The 14,507-nt window shown below is 65.4% G+C and carries 17 protein-coding genes; 7 read left to right on the forward strand and 10 right to left on the reverse strand.

Annotated elements, in window-relative coordinates; genetic code table 11:
- Nucleotides 1–178: 178 nt before the first annotated feature.
- From tagH to G4G31_RS20155, 5 genes are read left to right on the forward strand one after another with little or no spacing between them, the layout of a single operon-like run.
- Entirely contained in the window at nt 179–1,159 is a 981-nt protein-coding gene (gene tagH, locus G4G31_RS20135; protein WP_229425144.1) for a type VI secretion system-associated FHA domain protein TagH, read from the forward strand.
- Nucleotides 1,140–1,433 carry a protein phosphatase 2C domain-containing protein gene (locus tag G4G31_RS27755; RefSeq protein WP_182989097.1) on the forward strand — a complete coding sequence of 98 codons (294 nt, stop codon included), beginning with the start codon at nt 1,140–1,142 and terminating at the stop codon, nt 1,431–1,433. The genes tagH and G4G31_RS27755 overlap by 20 nt, the downstream gene beginning before the upstream one ends.
- On the forward strand, nt 1,384–1,908 hold the full coding sequence (locus G4G31_RS20145) for a PP2C family serine/threonine-protein phosphatase (protein WP_182989098.1): 525 nt from the start codon (nt 1,384–1,386) through the stop codon (nt 1,906–1,908). Before G4G31_RS27755 ends, G4G31_RS20145 begins: the two co-directional genes overlap by 50 nt.
- Nucleotides 1,909–1,922: 14 nt before the next feature.
- Entirely contained in the window at nt 1,923–3,215 is a 1,293-nt protein-coding gene (locus tag G4G31_RS20150; protein ID WP_182989099.1) for a serine/threonine-protein kinase, read from the forward strand.
- The gene (locus G4G31_RS20155; RefSeq protein ID WP_182989100.1) at nt 3,196–3,765 is read left to right on the forward strand and encodes a PEGA domain-containing protein; all 570 of its coding nucleotides are present in this window, start codon (nt 3,196–3,198) and stop codon (nt 3,763–3,765) included. Before G4G31_RS20150 ends, G4G31_RS20155 begins: the two co-directional genes overlap by 20 nt.
- A 30-nt stretch (nt 3,766–3,795) precedes the next feature.
- Here the strand turns inward: G4G31_RS20155 and G4G31_RS20160 are convergent, their stop codons facing one another.
- From G4G31_RS20160 to G4G31_RS20170, 3 genes are all read right to left on the reverse strand, one after another.
- Nucleotides 3,796–4,665 (reverse strand): hypothetical protein, encoded by an 870-nt coding sequence (locus tag G4G31_RS20160; protein ID WP_182989101.1) that lies wholly within the window; start codon nt 4,663–4,665, stop codon nt 3,796–3,798.
- 53 nt (nt 4,666–4,718) lie between these two features.
- Nucleotides 4,719–5,792, reverse strand: coding sequence for a hypothetical protein (locus G4G31_RS20165; RefSeq protein ID WP_182989102.1), 1,074 nt, complete (start codon nt 5,790–5,792; stop codon nt 4,719–4,721).
- 271 nt (nt 5,793–6,063) lie between these two features.
- Nucleotides 6,064–7,086: a tetratricopeptide repeat protein gene (locus tag G4G31_RS20170; protein ID WP_182989103.1), complete on the reverse strand. Its 1,023-nt coding sequence runs from the start codon at nt 7,084–7,086 to the stop codon at nt 6,064–6,066.
- 195 nt (nt 7,087–7,281) lie between these two features.
- Here G4G31_RS20170 and G4G31_RS20175 point away from each other — a divergent pair, with 195 nt between their 5' ends.
- Nucleotides 7,282–7,893, forward strand: coding sequence for a pyridoxamine 5'-phosphate oxidase family protein (locus G4G31_RS20175; RefSeq protein ID WP_182989104.1), 612 nt, complete (start codon nt 7,282–7,284; stop codon nt 7,891–7,893).
- A gap of 244 nt (nt 7,894–8,137) precedes the next feature.
- Nucleotides 8,138–8,488: a hypothetical protein gene (locus G4G31_RS20180; protein ID WP_182989105.1), complete on the forward strand. Its 351-nt coding sequence runs from the start codon at nt 8,138–8,140 to the stop codon at nt 8,486–8,488.
- A gap of 118 nt (nt 8,489–8,606) precedes the next feature.
- Here the strand turns inward: G4G31_RS20180 and ispF are convergent, their stop codons facing one another.
- The 7 genes from ispF to G4G31_RS20215 are packed head-to-tail and all read right to left on the reverse strand — an operon-like array spanning nt 8,607 to nt 14,489.
- A complete protein-coding gene (gene ispF / locus G4G31_RS20185) occupies nt 8,607–9,116 on the reverse strand; it encodes a 2-C-methyl-D-erythritol 2,4-cyclodiphosphate synthase (RefSeq protein ID WP_182989106.1) in 510 nt (169 codons plus the stop codon).
- Between the two features lie 6 nt (nt 9,117–9,122).
- The gene (gene ispD / locus G4G31_RS20190; protein WP_229425145.1) at nt 9,123–9,779 is read right to left on the reverse strand and encodes a 2-C-methyl-D-erythritol 4-phosphate cytidylyltransferase; all 657 of its coding nucleotides are present in this window, start codon (nt 9,777–9,779) and stop codon (nt 9,123–9,125) included.
- A 56-nt stretch (nt 9,780–9,835) separates the two neighbouring features.
- Entirely contained in the window at nt 9,836–10,552 is a 717-nt protein-coding gene (locus tag G4G31_RS20195; RefSeq protein WP_229425146.1) for a hypothetical protein, read from the reverse strand.
- Between the two features lie 2 nt (nt 10,553–10,554).
- Nucleotides 10,555–11,112, reverse strand: a complete 558-nt coding sequence (locus G4G31_RS20200; protein ID WP_182989108.1) for an NUDIX domain-containing protein — start codon at nt 11,110–11,112, stop codon at nt 10,555–10,557.
- A 32-nt stretch (nt 11,113–11,144) separates the two neighbouring features.
- The gene (locus tag G4G31_RS20205) at nt 11,145–11,465 is read right to left on the reverse strand and encodes a DUF2818 family protein (protein WP_182989109.1); all 321 of its coding nucleotides are present in this window, start codon (nt 11,463–11,465) and stop codon (nt 11,145–11,147) included.
- Between the two features lie 3 nt (nt 11,466–11,468).
- A complete protein-coding gene (nuoN, locus tag G4G31_RS20210) occupies nt 11,469–12,974 on the reverse strand; it encodes an NADH-quinone oxidoreductase subunit NuoN (RefSeq protein ID WP_182989110.1) in 1,506 nt (501 codons plus the stop codon).
- A 15-nt stretch (nt 12,975–12,989) separates the two neighbouring features.
- Nucleotides 12,990–14,489, reverse strand: a complete 1,500-nt coding sequence (locus G4G31_RS20215) for an NADH-quinone oxidoreductase subunit M (protein WP_182989111.1) — start codon at nt 14,487–14,489, stop codon at nt 12,990–12,992.
- Between the last annotated feature and the right edge of the window lie 18 nt (nt 14,490–14,507).

The raw sequence follows: 14,507 nt of genomic DNA on the forward strand, positions 1-14,507 counted from the left end.
CCAACACCTGGCACGCACTCCACAATTGCCGGGCCGCGGAAGCGAGTGTGGTAGCCCAGCCACCAAAGAGACGACGCGACCAACGTCCGGGCCGCCGCCCCTCGCGAAAGGTGCTTTTCCCCCGCAAATCTGGCATTATTGCTGCAAATAAACATCGGGGCGCTCCGCCCACCTTGCCATGCTCAAACTTGAAGTCGCTTCTTACGACAACGCAGCGCCGGCGGCGCCGTTGGCCGCGCTCTTCGGCCGCGAGCGCCTGACGCTCGGGCGTGGTGAGGACAATTTCTTCGTCCTGCCCGATGCGCGCCATGAAGTCGCACGCACCCAGGCGGCGCTCTGGCATGACGGTACGCGCCACCGCATCGTCAACCTGAGCGACGCCATGCCGCTGTCCGTGAACGGCGAGGAACTGGCGCGTGGCCAGGATGCGCCCATCGGTCCCGGCGACCAGATCAGGATCGGGGTGTACCTGATCGGGGCGCACGCCGCGCCGATTGCCTCGAACGAATTGCAGGCGCTGAAAGAGGCCTTCCTGCGCGGCGCCGGCATCGCGCCCGACGCCATTTCGGCCGAGCTGACGCCGCAGATGATGGAAACCATCGGCAAGCTGATGGCTACCTCGATCCAGGGCACGATCGACCTGCTGGCCCTGCGCTCGCTGGTCAGGCAGGAAGTGAAGGCGGACGTGACGATGGTTGTCGTGCGCAACAATAATCCGCTCAAGTTTTTCAGCGACAGCCAGACCGTGCTGACGCAGATGCTGCGCAAGAAGATGCCCGGCTTTATGGAGCCGCTCGAATCGCTGGAAGACGCCTACCTCGACTTGCGGGCGCACCAGATGGGCGTCGTCGCCGGCGTGCGCACCGGCATGCAGGCGATGCTGGCGCGCCTGAAGCCGACCCATATCGACAGTGGCCTCGGCGCCCCCTCGCTGCTCGACAAACTGCTGCCATGGCGGCGCGAAGCCGGCATGTGGCAGGCCTATGCCGGGCAGCATGCGGCCGTGGCCGGCGAATCCCAGGACCAGTTGTTCGGTCCGGCGTTCCTCGAGGCCTACGAGGCCGAAATCGAGCGCGTGAACGCTCATCCCGGTGCCCATCTCACCGTCAACCGCGCACCCGCGTCACGCGCCAACGCACATGTCGTCCCCGCCAAATAAACCAGTCCAGCTCGAGTACGCAGCGATCAGCGAGATCGGCATGCGCTCGTCCAACCAGGATCACATCGGCCTGGCCCAGCGCGACGGCTTGCGCTGCTTCGTCGTCGCCGACGGCGCCGGCGGCCATCACGGCGGCGAGATCGCCTCGCGCGTGGTGGTCGACGCGCTGCTGGCCAGGTTCGACGCCGAAGCGTCCTTTGGTCCCCCGCGCCCTGCTCTCCTATGTGGAACACGCCTCCCGGCAGCTGGCGCTGGCGCGCCGTGGCAAGCCTGAACTGGCCGACATGAGCACCACGGTGGCGGCGCTGCTGGTCGACGGAGCCAATGCGCGTGCCGTGTGGGCGCACACGGGCGACACCCGGCTCTACCTGTTTCGCGGCGGGCGCGTGCATGCCGTCACGCGCGACCACAGCCTGACCCAGCAACTGATCGACGCCGGCTATGCGCGGGCCGACCAGCTGCGCGTCCACCCGCAACGCAACATCCTGCTCGCCGCCGTCGGCACCGAGGGCGAAAGCGCCGCCAGCGCGACCGAAACGGCGGTCGACCTCGTGGACGGCGACGCCTTCCTGGTCTGCACCGACGGCCTGTGGGAATGGGTGCTCGAGCACGAGATGGAGCAGGCACTTGCCGCGGCAAGCGACAGCCAGGCCTGGCTGGCGGCGCTATGCGCCATCGCCGACAATGCAGCGGTCCGGTCGGGCGGCAAACGCGACAATTACTCAGCGTACGCGATCCGCGTGCGATGACAGGAACTCATTACATGAACGCAGACACGCGCAGCACAGCCGCGCGGCACATCAACGCCGGATCGGAAAACTGCCTCCCGATCGGCACCCGCCTGTCCGACTTCGAGATCACGGGCGTGCTGGGCGAAGGCGGCTTCGGCATCGTCTATGTGGCCTATGACCACGCGCTGCAGCGCACCGTCGCGATCAAGGAATACATGCCGGGCGCGCTGACGATGCGCGCCGCCGGCGACGCTGTCTCCCTGCGCTCGGAGCGCCACCAGGAGACCTTCCGGCTCGGCCTGAAAAGCTTCATCAACGAGGCGCGCATCCTGGCCCAGTTCGACCACCCCGCACTGGTGAAGGTCTACCGCTTCTGGGAGCAGAACAACACGGCCTATACGGCGATGAAGTTCTACGATGGCCGCACGGTCAAGGACATCGTCACGAACAGCCCGGAGCTGGTCGACGAAGCCTGGTGCCGGCGGGTGACGGAGCAGATCCTGGGCGCGCTCGACATGCTCTACACGATGCGCATCCTGCACCGCGACATCTCGCCCGACAACATCATCGTGCAGGAAAACGGCGACGCCGTGCTGCTCGACTTCGGCTCGGCGCGCCAGATCATCGGCGACGCGACGCGCGGGCTGACCGTCATCCTCAAGCCAGGCTACGCGCCAGTCGAACAGTATGCGGGCGACGCCTCGCTCGAACAGGGCCCCTACACGGACCTGTACGCGCTGTCGGCGGTGCTGTATTTCGCGATCACGAAGACGCCGCCGGCGACCTCGATCGGCCGCATGATCAACGATCCGATCGTGCCCCTGGGGGTGCAGGCGCCGGCGGGCTATGGCGCGGCGCTGCTGGCCGCCATCGACAAGGGCCTGGCGGTGATGGCGCAGGACCGTCCGCAGACGATCGACGCCTTCCGCGCGCTGCTGGGCATTGCATCGGGCGGACCGCTGGCTCCGCGAGGTACGAGCGCCCCGCCGCCGAGCCCGGCCCCGGCCCCGGCCCCGGCCGCCACCCAGGCCGAGGCGCCAGCCACGCCGGAGAGCGCGCCGGCTACCAGCGACAAGGCGACGCCAGCTCGGCGGCTGAGCGACCAGGTCGCGCCAGCGGCGACACCGGAGACGGCGCCAGTCCAGGCCGTACCGAATTTCACTCCCGCGCCCGACCGGCGCCGCCTGTTCCCCGGGCGCCGGCGCGGCGGGCCTGCTGGCCATCGGTGCCGCGGGCCTGTATGCGCTGGTGGAATCCTCGCGCGGGGATACGTTCGTGCTGGCGCAACCGCAGCCCCGCCCGCCCGTGGCGGCGCCCGCTCCTGACCCGGCCACGCCGGCCGCGGCCGCAGCGCCCCTGGCGGACGCGGAGGCGGCCCCGGACAGCGCAGCACCGACGCCGGGCGCTGCCCACGGCTCGGCGGTCGCTGGCGTGGCAAGTCCGATGCCGGTCGACGGCGTGGCAGCTGCAAGCGCGCCTGCGGCCGCGATCCCCGGCGGGAATGGCGGCGCCGCTGCGAACACACCAGCGGCGACGGCCTCGCCCGCAGTCGCCGGCTCGGCTCCGGTCACGACCGTGTTGAACACGGAACTGGCGATGTTGGAGGACACGTCCCCGAGCGCGGCGCAGAAGGCGGACGCCAGGCGTCCGGCCGCGCCGGTGAGCGCGAGCTACAAACTGCGCATCAAGCCCTGGGGCACCCTGTACGTCGACGGCAAACCGCGTGGCGTCTCGCCGCCGCTGAAACAGATCGTGCTCACGCCGGGCAAGCACACGATCCGCGTCGTCAATCCGGGCTTCCCCGAGTACGTGACGACGATCCAGGTCGGCAAGAACAAGTCCGGGGCCATCGAGCACGATTTCGCTGCCCACTGATGGCCGGCGCCTGGCCAGGCGCCCCGTCGTTCACCAGGGCTTGAAGTACACGACCTCGAATACCGGCCCGGTCTTTTCCTGGCCAAGGGCATTCCTGTACGTGGTAATGGCCGAATAGCGGCCTACGAGATCGAAGCCGCCTTCGATGCGCGCGTTGGCAAAGTACGCTTCCTGCAAGGCCTTCGGTACCAGCACCTTGAAATAGTCCGTGCTCTCGGGGACGTTCAGCTGGCGGCCGATGCCGCGCAGGTTGTACACGGCAAGGTTCATCTGGTCGACCTGCGACATCGTCGGCACGGCAAAGAACACCGGCCTGGCGTCGGCATGCTTGATGCGTCCGTGCAGGTAGTACAGCGCGCCGTCGGGCCTGAGCTTGGGCGAGCTGACGATGCCGTCGCCCGGACGGGCGCCATGCACGATCGCCGCTTCCTCGAGGTTATCCGGCTTGACGCGGCCCGACTTCAGGTCGGCATGCCTTTGCGCGATGGCCTGTTGCTTTTCCAGTTCCGCCGTCCGTGCGCGCTCGGCCTGCGCGATGCGCTCGCGCTCGGCCTCCTGCTGTCCCTGTTTGCGGCTGTCGAACGCGGCGGCGAAGTCCGCTTCACAGGTGTCGAAACAACTGGCGCGCAGGGTGCCCGCCTCTTGCCGGACAGCGGCGCAGAACGACGCGATCGTGTCTTCCGGCTCGATGCGGGTGCGCTCCAGCGCCGACTTCATCACGCCCTTGGCGACGTAGGCGTGTCCTTCGCTGCACTGGTTCGATTTGTCGAAGGTATTGGCGAGCCATTTTCCCACTGGGGATGCCTGCGCGCCGAATTCGAGTGGGGATGCCTGCGCGCCGGAAGGGAGCGACGCCGCTGCCAATGCAAGCATGACGGCCGATGTGGTGATGGATTTCATGGTGAGCTTTCGATGATCGTGAAACGCGCCGTGGCGCGCTGCCGGCAGCCGGCTTACTGCGGCGCCGGCGCCGGATACAGGGCAAAGTGCTTCGGCAGCGTGTCGATGCTGCCGGCACGGTCGAACACGCCCAGGTCGCCCGACGCGGTGACCTGGTAGTAGTCGCCATGGGCGCTGCCGATGACGGCATAGCGCCCGTTCGAGCGCGCCCGCAGCAGCTCGCCACGGTCGCCGCTGGCGCAATAGGCGCTGCGGTCCACCTTGTACACCTTGCCGCCCACGCGTTCGAGACTGGTGGTGAGGTTGAAGCCGAAGGTCACCCAGGTGCCGATGATCTCGCGCTGGCGCACCGGCGGCAGCTTCGTCCCGTCGGTCGATCCGATCCCCGGCTCTTTCGCGTCCACGCAGGCATAACGGTCGCCGCGCTCGTCCTTGAGAAGGCGCCGGTTCAGGTCGATCTTGCGCTCGCCATCTTCTTCCATGCGCGCGATCCAGTTGCCGCTCTCCCCCGCCGTCACGCCTGCGGGATACAGGAACAGCTTCGAGCGTGTCATGCGATACGAGCGGCAGGTCTCGCCTATCCTGCCGGCGAGGTGTTCGAGCGCCGCCGTCACCTGGCTTTCGGTCGGGCGCAAGGCCGGGTCCTGCAGCGTGAAGGAGGCATTGACCCAGGACTGGTCCGCCGTATCGCGCGAGAGGTACTCCGATACCGTCACCCCGCCGAGGCCCGGTACCTCGACGGTGAGCTGGGGGTGCAGGGAGTCGGCACAGGTCGGGGTCGCCGCCACCTGGCGCGGCACCGCGTCTTCGCCATCGACAGAGGCGACAAAGCGGCAGCGCCCTTCCGGCTCGACGCTGCACGAGAAGGTCGTCAGGCCAAGCTTCCTGTCGGCGCCGCCCCGGTCTTCCATCACATCGGCGTGACAGTTGCGCGTCGCCTCGTCGGTTGCGCCCTCGTCGCAGTAACGCGGTTCATAGCGGGTCGCGCGGGTTTGCAGGCCGGCGACGTGGGTGACCAGGTTCGCGCGGGCCGTCTCATCGGCGGTCTTCGGCGGCGGCGCGGGCCGGTCGCAGCCCAGCAATGCTGCGCCAAGGAGGAGTGCTGCGACAAATTTCAGGGCTGGCATCGGTATCGTGGAATGATGCATTCCCGGACGCGGGATGGCCAGGATGATGCGGGAGCAGCATCATACTCGATAGTTTCTCTTGCAAAACTATCGAATTCTCGTGGCAACGATTTTTAGTCGCTGAAACGCCTGGGCGGATTCGGCATCTGGAACCGCGCCGAAGCTCGGCCTGGCGGCCGATGGGTGCCAACCGACTTGATCCGGTTGTACGTTTCATGCGCGTTGTGGCCGGACCGGCCGTGGCAATCCGACTGTCCGGCCAGACTGGAACCTATTCAGGCATGCTCGTCGTGTCGGCGGCAGGCCTGGCGCGCTCGAGCGCAGCGGCCACCACGGCAAGCGTGGGGCAGCTCTCGGCATTGCGGACGATGCTCGTTAGATCAGGATAGAGATCCTGGGCCTGTGCAAAAGCGCTTCCGCCCGTTTCGATATCCTCGGGAGCCTGCGCCCATTTCCGGTACAGGGCGGCAGCGAGCCAATAACGGCCAGCGCCGTAGTCCATGATGTCGAGTGCCTGGCGCCCGTGAATGATGGCGCCTTCGAAATCGGCTTTCCAACACAGCAGGAATTGCGCGTAATCGCCGTGGGTCCAAGCCATATGCGGACGGAATGCAATGCGCTTCCTGTACATCGCATCAGCCTCGTCGAGATTTCCGATGTTGAGGTAATACGTGGTCATGCCCACCAGTGCGGCGCTCATGGCCTTGGTGTTGCGTGTCCCGCTAGCGAGCACGCGCCGATAGCGTACCGCTGCGTCTTCATACTTTTCTTCGTCATTGAGCAAGTCGGCCCAGTTGTTCTCCAGCCATGGATCAGTGGTACCTAGTTTTTCCGCCTTTGCCAGTGCAGCTAGCGCGTCCTGGTGTCGCCCCATCAGCTTGTAGAGATGCCCGTATAGCACGAACGCTTCGGCATAATGGGGACGAATGCTGATTGCTTTCTGCAGTGCCGCGTCGGCTGCCTCCAGTGCACCCGGCTTGAAACGCAGTGAATGCAAGTGGCCTTCCAGCATGAAATACCTTGCCATCTCCCGGTATGCGGGAGCATAGCGAGGATATACCCTCAGTACCTCTTCCAGTTCCTTCCGCACCGCTACCAGCGCTTCGCCATCGCCGTGATATTCGTCGATCAGGTTCACAGCGCGGTCGAACTTCGCGGCATAGGATCGCTTCAATGGAGCGGGTTCGGCAGCCGTTGCGCTTGCGAGCACACAGGCGAACAGCGCCGCAGCGGCGAGACATTTCTTCATATAGATCCAGGTAAAATCCTGCAGGTTATCAGTAGTTTCTGCCAATATGGTAACCTAAAGTAGACTACAGTTAACCATCACTACAGTTGCGCCGGTTCGTTGAAGGCGGGCAGCAGCCTTGCCAGCGCTGATAGCGGATACAAGCTCACCTTCAAGCGCGCTAGCGCCCCGTCCGCCCTGGCATGCCATCTGGTGTACTCTTGCGTAGTCCTTCGATTCCACCGTCTCCCGGTGCCGCCCATGTCCAGCCATTTGATCACCGACCTTGCCGCGCTCGAGTCACTGTTCGGCCCGGTCGCTCCCCCATCCATCGCCAAGGAAACCGACCGTCTGCATCCGGTGTATGCGCGCTGGATCGAACAGGCGCGCTTTGCCCTGCTGTCAACCAGCGGGCCGCAAGGCCTGGACGTGTCGCCCCGGGGCGACGCGGGTCACCTGGTGCGCATCGTCGACGAACACACCCTGCTGCTGCCCGAGCGGCGCGGCAACAACCGCATCGACAGCCTGCGCAACCTGATTGCGGACCCACGCATCGGCTTGCTCTTCCTGATCCCGGGTGTAGGGGAAACCCTGCGGGTGCGCGGCCAAGCGGAAATCAGCGTCGCGCCGGACCTGCTTGATTCGTTCGCGGTGGAGGGCAAGCGGCCGATCTGCGTGCTGCGCGTCGCCGTCGAGAAGGTATTCTTCCAGTGCGCGCGCGCGATCCTGCGCTCGCGGCTCTGGCACGTGGACGAGCACGACAGGTCGAAGGTTCCGACGCCTGGCAAGATGCTGGCGGAACTGACTGCAGGCTTCGACGGCGACAGCTACGACCGTGCCTTGCCGCAGCGCCAGCGTGACTCCCTCTATTGACACCCAGCCGCCGGGCTGCGCCTGGAGGTGGGAAGAATCATGTTCCGCGGAAGCGGATCGGAACGAAAGGATGGTCATGCGCCTGCCGCAACGAGCAGCACTGCTTGCCGTGGTCCTGGGGGGCAGTCCTGTCGGGGCGTGGCCCGCGCCGGCGCCCGAGCCTGTAGTTGCTCCCGCCAAGCGCAATGTGTGCAAACCCTGTGTCATGCCGAGCCTGCCTTCTCCCCTGCCCCGGCGAGGAGCCGTGCTGTCGTACGGCGCGGTCAACAGCCAGGTGTCGACCTGGTACGCGGTCGACCTGGATCGCGGAGAAGCAACGCGCATGCTGGCTCGCCTCGACCGCAGCATGGGCAAGCACGGCGTGCTCGAGCGCGTCACGGGGCGCTTGTCCGCCGCGCAATCGTCGGCGCTGTCGCAACTGACCGCCCGCATCTGGGCGAGCAGCAACCCGCTGCCGACGCAGATGGCGACCGATGTCGTCTGGGATCTGTGGCTGCTGGACGGCGGTGATGTGCGACGGGAGTTCGGTCCGGGCCGGCCCGCTGGCATGGCCCAGGATCTTGCCCGGACCATGCAGGAAGTGGTCGGGCTGTAGAACGCGGCTGTCCAGGAAAACGTTCCGGACTAGCAGACTCATGTAGCGTGGGCGCGAGAGCCCAGCCTACGCAAGCCGGGGTCGCAAGGCTTCGGAAGAATGGATGGCGCAGCGCCAGCTACGCGGCCTTGATCAACAAAGCCACGGCCTCGGCCGCCATGCCCTCTTCCCGCCCCAGGTAACCCAGCTTCTCGTTGGTCTTGGCCTTGACATTCACCTGCTGCGGCGACACGCCCAGGTCTTCGGCGATGCGCGAGACCATTTGCGGGATGTGCGGCGCCATCTTCGGCTGCTGGGCAATGATGGTGGCGTCGACGTTGCCGATGGTGTAGCCGGTGGCGAGCACGCGGTTGGCCGCCTCGCGCAGCAGCACGCGCGAATCGGCGCCTGCGAACATGGGGTCGGTGTCGGGGAAATGCTTGCCGATGTCGCCCGGGGCGGCCGCGCCCAGCAGCGCGTCGATGATCGCGTGCAGCAGGACGTCGGCGTCCGAGTGGCCGAACAGGCCGAGCCGGTGCGGGATGGTCACGCCGCCGACGATCAGCTTGCGGCCCTCGACCAGCCGGTGGCAGTCATAGCCGGTGCCGATGCGAAACGGCGGGGTCGGGTTGTAGGATGCGAGTGCCATGATCGGTTACAGTAATTCGGGTTGGGCGGTCGCCAGGTACATTTCGGCGATGCGCACATCGCCCGGCAAGGTCACCTTCATGTTGCGCGGATGGCCTTCGACCAGTTGCGGCGACAGGCCGAGCGCCTCCACGGCGGAGGCGTCGTCGGTGACCTGGCGCGGGTCGCGCGCCGCATTGCTCACAAAGTCAAGGGCGTCGCGCAGCAGCTTGTAGCGGAACATCTGCGGCGTCTGCGCCAGCCACATCCCTTCGCGCGAGACGGTGCCGACTTCGCCGGCGATGCTGCGCTTGACGGTGTCGACCACCGGCAGCGCGAGCAGGCCGCCGACCGGGTGTTCGCCCGTGTTGGTGATCAGCTTCTCGATCAGCGCTTCGTCCAGTCCCGGGCGCGCGGCGTCGTGCACCAGCACCCAGTCGTTCTCGCGCAGGGTGCCAGCCAGGGCCGCGAGGGCGTTGCGGACAGTCTCCATGCGGGTGGCGCCGCCGCAGCGCAGCACGGTCACGCCATGGCTGGGCACGACACTGTCGATGACCGGGTCGTCGGCGCTGACGACGACATAAGTATGGGCGATGAGTTCGCTGAAGAGGAAGGCGTCGATGGCGTGGCGCAGCATCGGCTTGCCGCCGATTTTCAAATATTGCTTCGGCCCGCTCGCAGCCATGCGTGCTCCGACGCCGGCTGCGGGAATGAGGGCGAAATACCGTGGTGCTTGAGGATTCATGTTTTTGTGCGTGTGCTCTTGTTCGGTTTTGCCGGTCTGATAAGAGACTGTACCTCACCTGCGCAAACTTTGCCGAGACGCGCGTATTCAATCGGGGTATCGATTGCCGCCTGTAAACGCTCGACTTTGCCCATTTCCGTCTTGATGAAGGGCATCCAGGTGCTGTCGATTTCGCGCTGCAACAAATCGCGGGCGCGGCCGGCGGGTGCGTACAGCGGCTTGCCCCCGAAGCGGCGGGTCAGCGCGTCGCCGACCGTCTTTTCAGCGCTGGGCAGGAAGCGCAGGTAGGTGTCGAGGTGGCGCATCTCGTGCGCCAGGATTTCGCGGTAGGCGCAGCTGCCCGGCGCGAACTCGCGCCCGACGTAGATGACGATCTGGGGGTAGACCAGCTTGACATCGAGCTGGGGCATGACGCATTCGTAGCCGCTCAGCGGGTCGCGCAGCATGCGCCCGCGGATGCCGATGTTCACGCGCGACTCGGTGCGCGTCAGGCCCAGCACATAGCTGCCGGGCGCACGGTCGCCCTTCAGGCGGGAAAGGCCATGGAAGGAATAGCTGTTGTCGACGCGGTAGCCGTTTTGCTGCGAGGACAGTGCGGCCACGCCGGTGCCGATGCTGTCCTCGCAGCGCGCCTGGAAGGCGGTGCGTGCCTGTGCGCCCGTGGCCGCCATCATGCAGGCCAGCGCGCAGGCCGACACCCGCACGGCTTTCATTCTCAGGCGGGCGACCAGGTCCCGCCCGTGATCTTGTCGAGCCAGAAGGCGCCGATGATGGTTTTCACGTCGGTAATCTCGCCGCGCTTGACCATGTCCAGCAGCTCGGGGACGGTGACGGTGAAGGTTTCGAGGAATTCGCCCTCGTCGAGCTTGGGCGTGCCCGCCGTCAGGCCGCGCGCGAGGAAGATTTCCAGGTGCTCGTCCGAGTAGGCAATCGCGTTGTGGATGGTGCAGACGAAATCCCAGCGGCTGGCGCTGTAGCCGGTTTCTTCTTCCAGCTCGCGTTTGGCGCAGGCGAGGTGTTCCTCGCCCGGATCGATCTTCCCGGCCGGGAACTCGATGAAGACGCGGTCGTTCGGATAGCGGAACTGGCGCTCGAGCAGCACGCGGCCGTCGTCGAAGAGCGGCAGGATCACGACGGCACCCGGATGGCGGATGTATTCGCGGTGGGTGATTTTGCCGTCAGGCAGCTGGATGCGGTCGCGCGAGACTTTCAAGAACTTGCCGTCATAGGCAACCTCGCCGTCCAGGCGGATTTCCTTCAGATTCGAATCCATTCGACTCCTGGGTAAAGCGTTGATCGGAACAATCAGTGGCGCTTACGCAGGTATTGGAAAACGAAGCCCGGAAACGCCAGCACGACGAACAGGCAGCTTGTCACCGCATAGAACTCCCAGCGCTGGGCAAACACGTTGCCGATGCGGGATTCGAGCAGCCAGGCCAGTGCGCCGACGAGGAAGTATAGAACAAGGAGCTCGAGCAGGCGCGCGAGGAAAGGTTTCGTGCGCTCCTGCCCGGTCTGCGCTGGCTTCAGGTGAATGAAGCCGAACACGCGCTCGCTTGCGAACGGCAGGTTCGCCGCCGCGAGCGCGACGGCGATGACCAGCCAGCTGGCAAGCGAGAGATCCACCGCTTACGAAGCCAGCGTCAGCTTGATCGCCTGCAGGCAGGCGCCGAGCAGCGCGCCCGGGACCAGGCCCAGCACGACGATCATGATGCCGTTGATCGACAGCGCCACGCGCATGTCGGTCGGCGCATGGATCGGGCTCGTATCCGCCGCTTCGTCGAACCACATCGTCTTGACGACGCGCAGGTAGTAGAAGGCGCCGATCAGCGAGAACAGCACGGCCACCACGGCCAGCCAGACCATGCCGGTGTTGGCGACGGCCTGCAGCACGGCCCACTTGGCCATGAAGCCCATCATCGGCGGCACGCCTGCCAGCGAGAACATCAATACCGTCATCACGACCGCGAACCACGGTGCGCGGCGGCCCAGGCCCTTGAAGTCGGCGATCTGCTCGGCTTCGAAGCCCGAACGCGCCAGCATCATGATCATGCCGAAGCTGCCCAGGGTGGTGAGCACGTAGGTGATCGACGCGTACATGGCCGACGAATACGCCGCCGGCATGTTGCTGGTGTCGGTGCCGACCACGCCGGCCATCATGCCCAGCAGGACAAAGCCCATCTGGGCGATGGTCGAATAGGCCAGCATGCGCTTGAGGTTGGTCTGGGCGATCGCGGTCAGGTTGCCGATCGCCAGCGACAGCACGGCCAGCACCATCAGCATCTGCTGCCAGTCCTTGGCCATGCCGGGCATCGCTTCGACCAGCAGGCGCATGACGATGGCGAAGGCCGCCAGCTTCGGCGCGCCACCCAGCAGCAGGGTCACGGCCGTCGGCGAACCCTGGTAGACGTCCGGCGCCCACATGTGGAAGGGTGCGGCACCCAGCTTGAAGGCGATACCGGCGACGAGGAAGACCAGGCCGAAGGTGAGGATGGTGTCGTTCGCGCCAAGGGTGGCCGCGCGGGCGGCGATCTCCGGGATGTTCAGCGCGCCGGTGGCGCCGTAGATCATCGAGATACCGTAGAGCATGAAGCCCGAAGCCAGCGAACCGAGGATGAAGTACTTCATCGCCGCTTCGGTCGAGACCGCGTGGTCGCGGCGCAGGGCTACCAGGGCATACAGCGAGAGCGACATCAGTTCCAGGCCCAGGTAGACCGACAGCGTGCTGTTACCCGAGATCATGATCATCTGGCCGAGCGTGGCCAGCAGTGCGATCACATAGAACTCGCCGCCCAGGTTACCGGACAGCATGCCCCGCTCACCGGCGTACTGGCGCGAATACACCAGCGTCAGGCCGACGGCCAGGTAGGTGAACAGCTTGAGCAGGTTCGACATCGGGTCCGACACGTACATGCCATTGAAGGTGTACACGGTCGCGCCCGAGGTGAAGTCGGCCATGGTGATGACCGCGCAGCCGACCAGGGTCAGCAGCGACAGGTAATAGGTGACGTTGCGGCGCGCCCCCTTCAGGTACATGTCGATCAACAGGATCGCGGAAGTCGCGATCAGCAGGAAGATTTCGGCGTACACCGGCACCAGGTTGGTGTCGACGGCCGGTAGCAAAGTGTTGTTCATGGCGTCTATTTCAAATTATTGAGGCAGCTGCGGCAGCTTGCTGACGGACACGTGTTGCAGCAGGTCGGCCACCGAGGTCTGCAGCGTCTCGGCGATTGGCGCCGGGTACAGGCCCATGTACAGGGTGGCAATCGCCAGCACGGCCAGGATCGCGAACTCGCGGCGGTTCAGGTCGACCAGTTCGGCAACGTGCTTGTTACCGATCGGACCGAACACGACACGCTTGACCATCCACAGCGAGTAGGCGGCGCCCAGGATCAGGGCGGTACCGGCTGCCAGGCCGGTCCAGAAGTTGAACTGCACGGCGCCCAGGATGACCATGAACTCGCCGATGAAGCCGGAAGTGGCCGGCAGGCCGGCATTGGCCATCGAGAACAGCACGGCAAAGGCGGCGAACTTCGGCATCGTGTTGACGACGCCGCCGTAGTCGGCGATTTCACGCGAGTGCATGCGGTCGTACAGCACGCCGATGCAGAGGAACATCGCGCCCGACACGAAGCCGTGCGAGATCGACTGCATCAGGCCGCCCTGCACGCCCATCTCGTTGAAGATGAAGAAACCCAGGGTAACAAAACCCATGTGGGCGATCGACGAATAGGCCACCAGCTTCTTCATGTCCTTCTGGACCAGGGCCACGAGGCCGATGTAGATCACGGCGATCAAGGAGAGCACGATGACGACCGGCGCCAGGTAGTGCGAGGCGTCCGGGGCGATCGGCAGCGAGAACCGCAGGAAACCGTAGGCACCGAGTTTCAGCATGATCGCGGCCAGCACGACGGAGCCGCCGGTCGGCGCTTCCACGTGGGCATCCGGCAGCCAGGTGTGCACCGGCCACATCGGCACTTTCACGGCGAAGGCCATGAAGAAGGCGATGAAGATCAGGATCTGTTCCTTCATGCCCAGCGGCTGGACGTGCCATTGCTGGATGTCGAAGGTGCCCGACACGTTGTACAGGTAGATGATCGCGATCAGGGTCAGCAGCGAGCCGAAGAACGTGTACAGGAAGAACTTGAATGCCGCATACACGCGGTTCGGGCCACCGAAGACGCCGATGATGATGAACATCGGGATCAGGGTCGCTTCGAAGAAGAAGTAGAACAGCACGCCGTCGAGCGCGGCGAACACGCCGATCATCAGGCCCGACAGCAGCAGGAAGGAACCCATGTACTGCGCGACGCGGTCCTGGATGACTTCCCAGGCGGCCAGCACGACGATGACCGTAATAAAAGCGGTCAGCGGCACGAACCACAGCGACAGGCCATCGACGCCGAGGCGGTAGAAGATGTTGAAACGCTCGATCCACGGCGCGGTTTCGGCGAACTGCATGCCGTGGGCCGCGCTGTCGAAGTTCATGATCAGCGGAATCGTCGGCAGCAGGCTGACGACGGCGCCAAACAGCGACAGCATGCGGACAAAACCCGCATTCCTGTCGCGGCCGACGGCGAGCACGAGCACGCCGAAGAGGATCGGGAGCCAGATCGCCAGGCTCAGGTAAGGAATAGTTGACTGCATCATTTGTCTTTTTCTTTGCCT

Origin of the sequence: Massilia sp. Se16.2.3 (assembly GCF_014171595.1) — a bacterium.
In the GTDB taxonomy this organism is placed as follows: Bacteria; Pseudomonadota; Gammaproteobacteria; order Burkholderiales; family Burkholderiaceae_D; genus Telluria.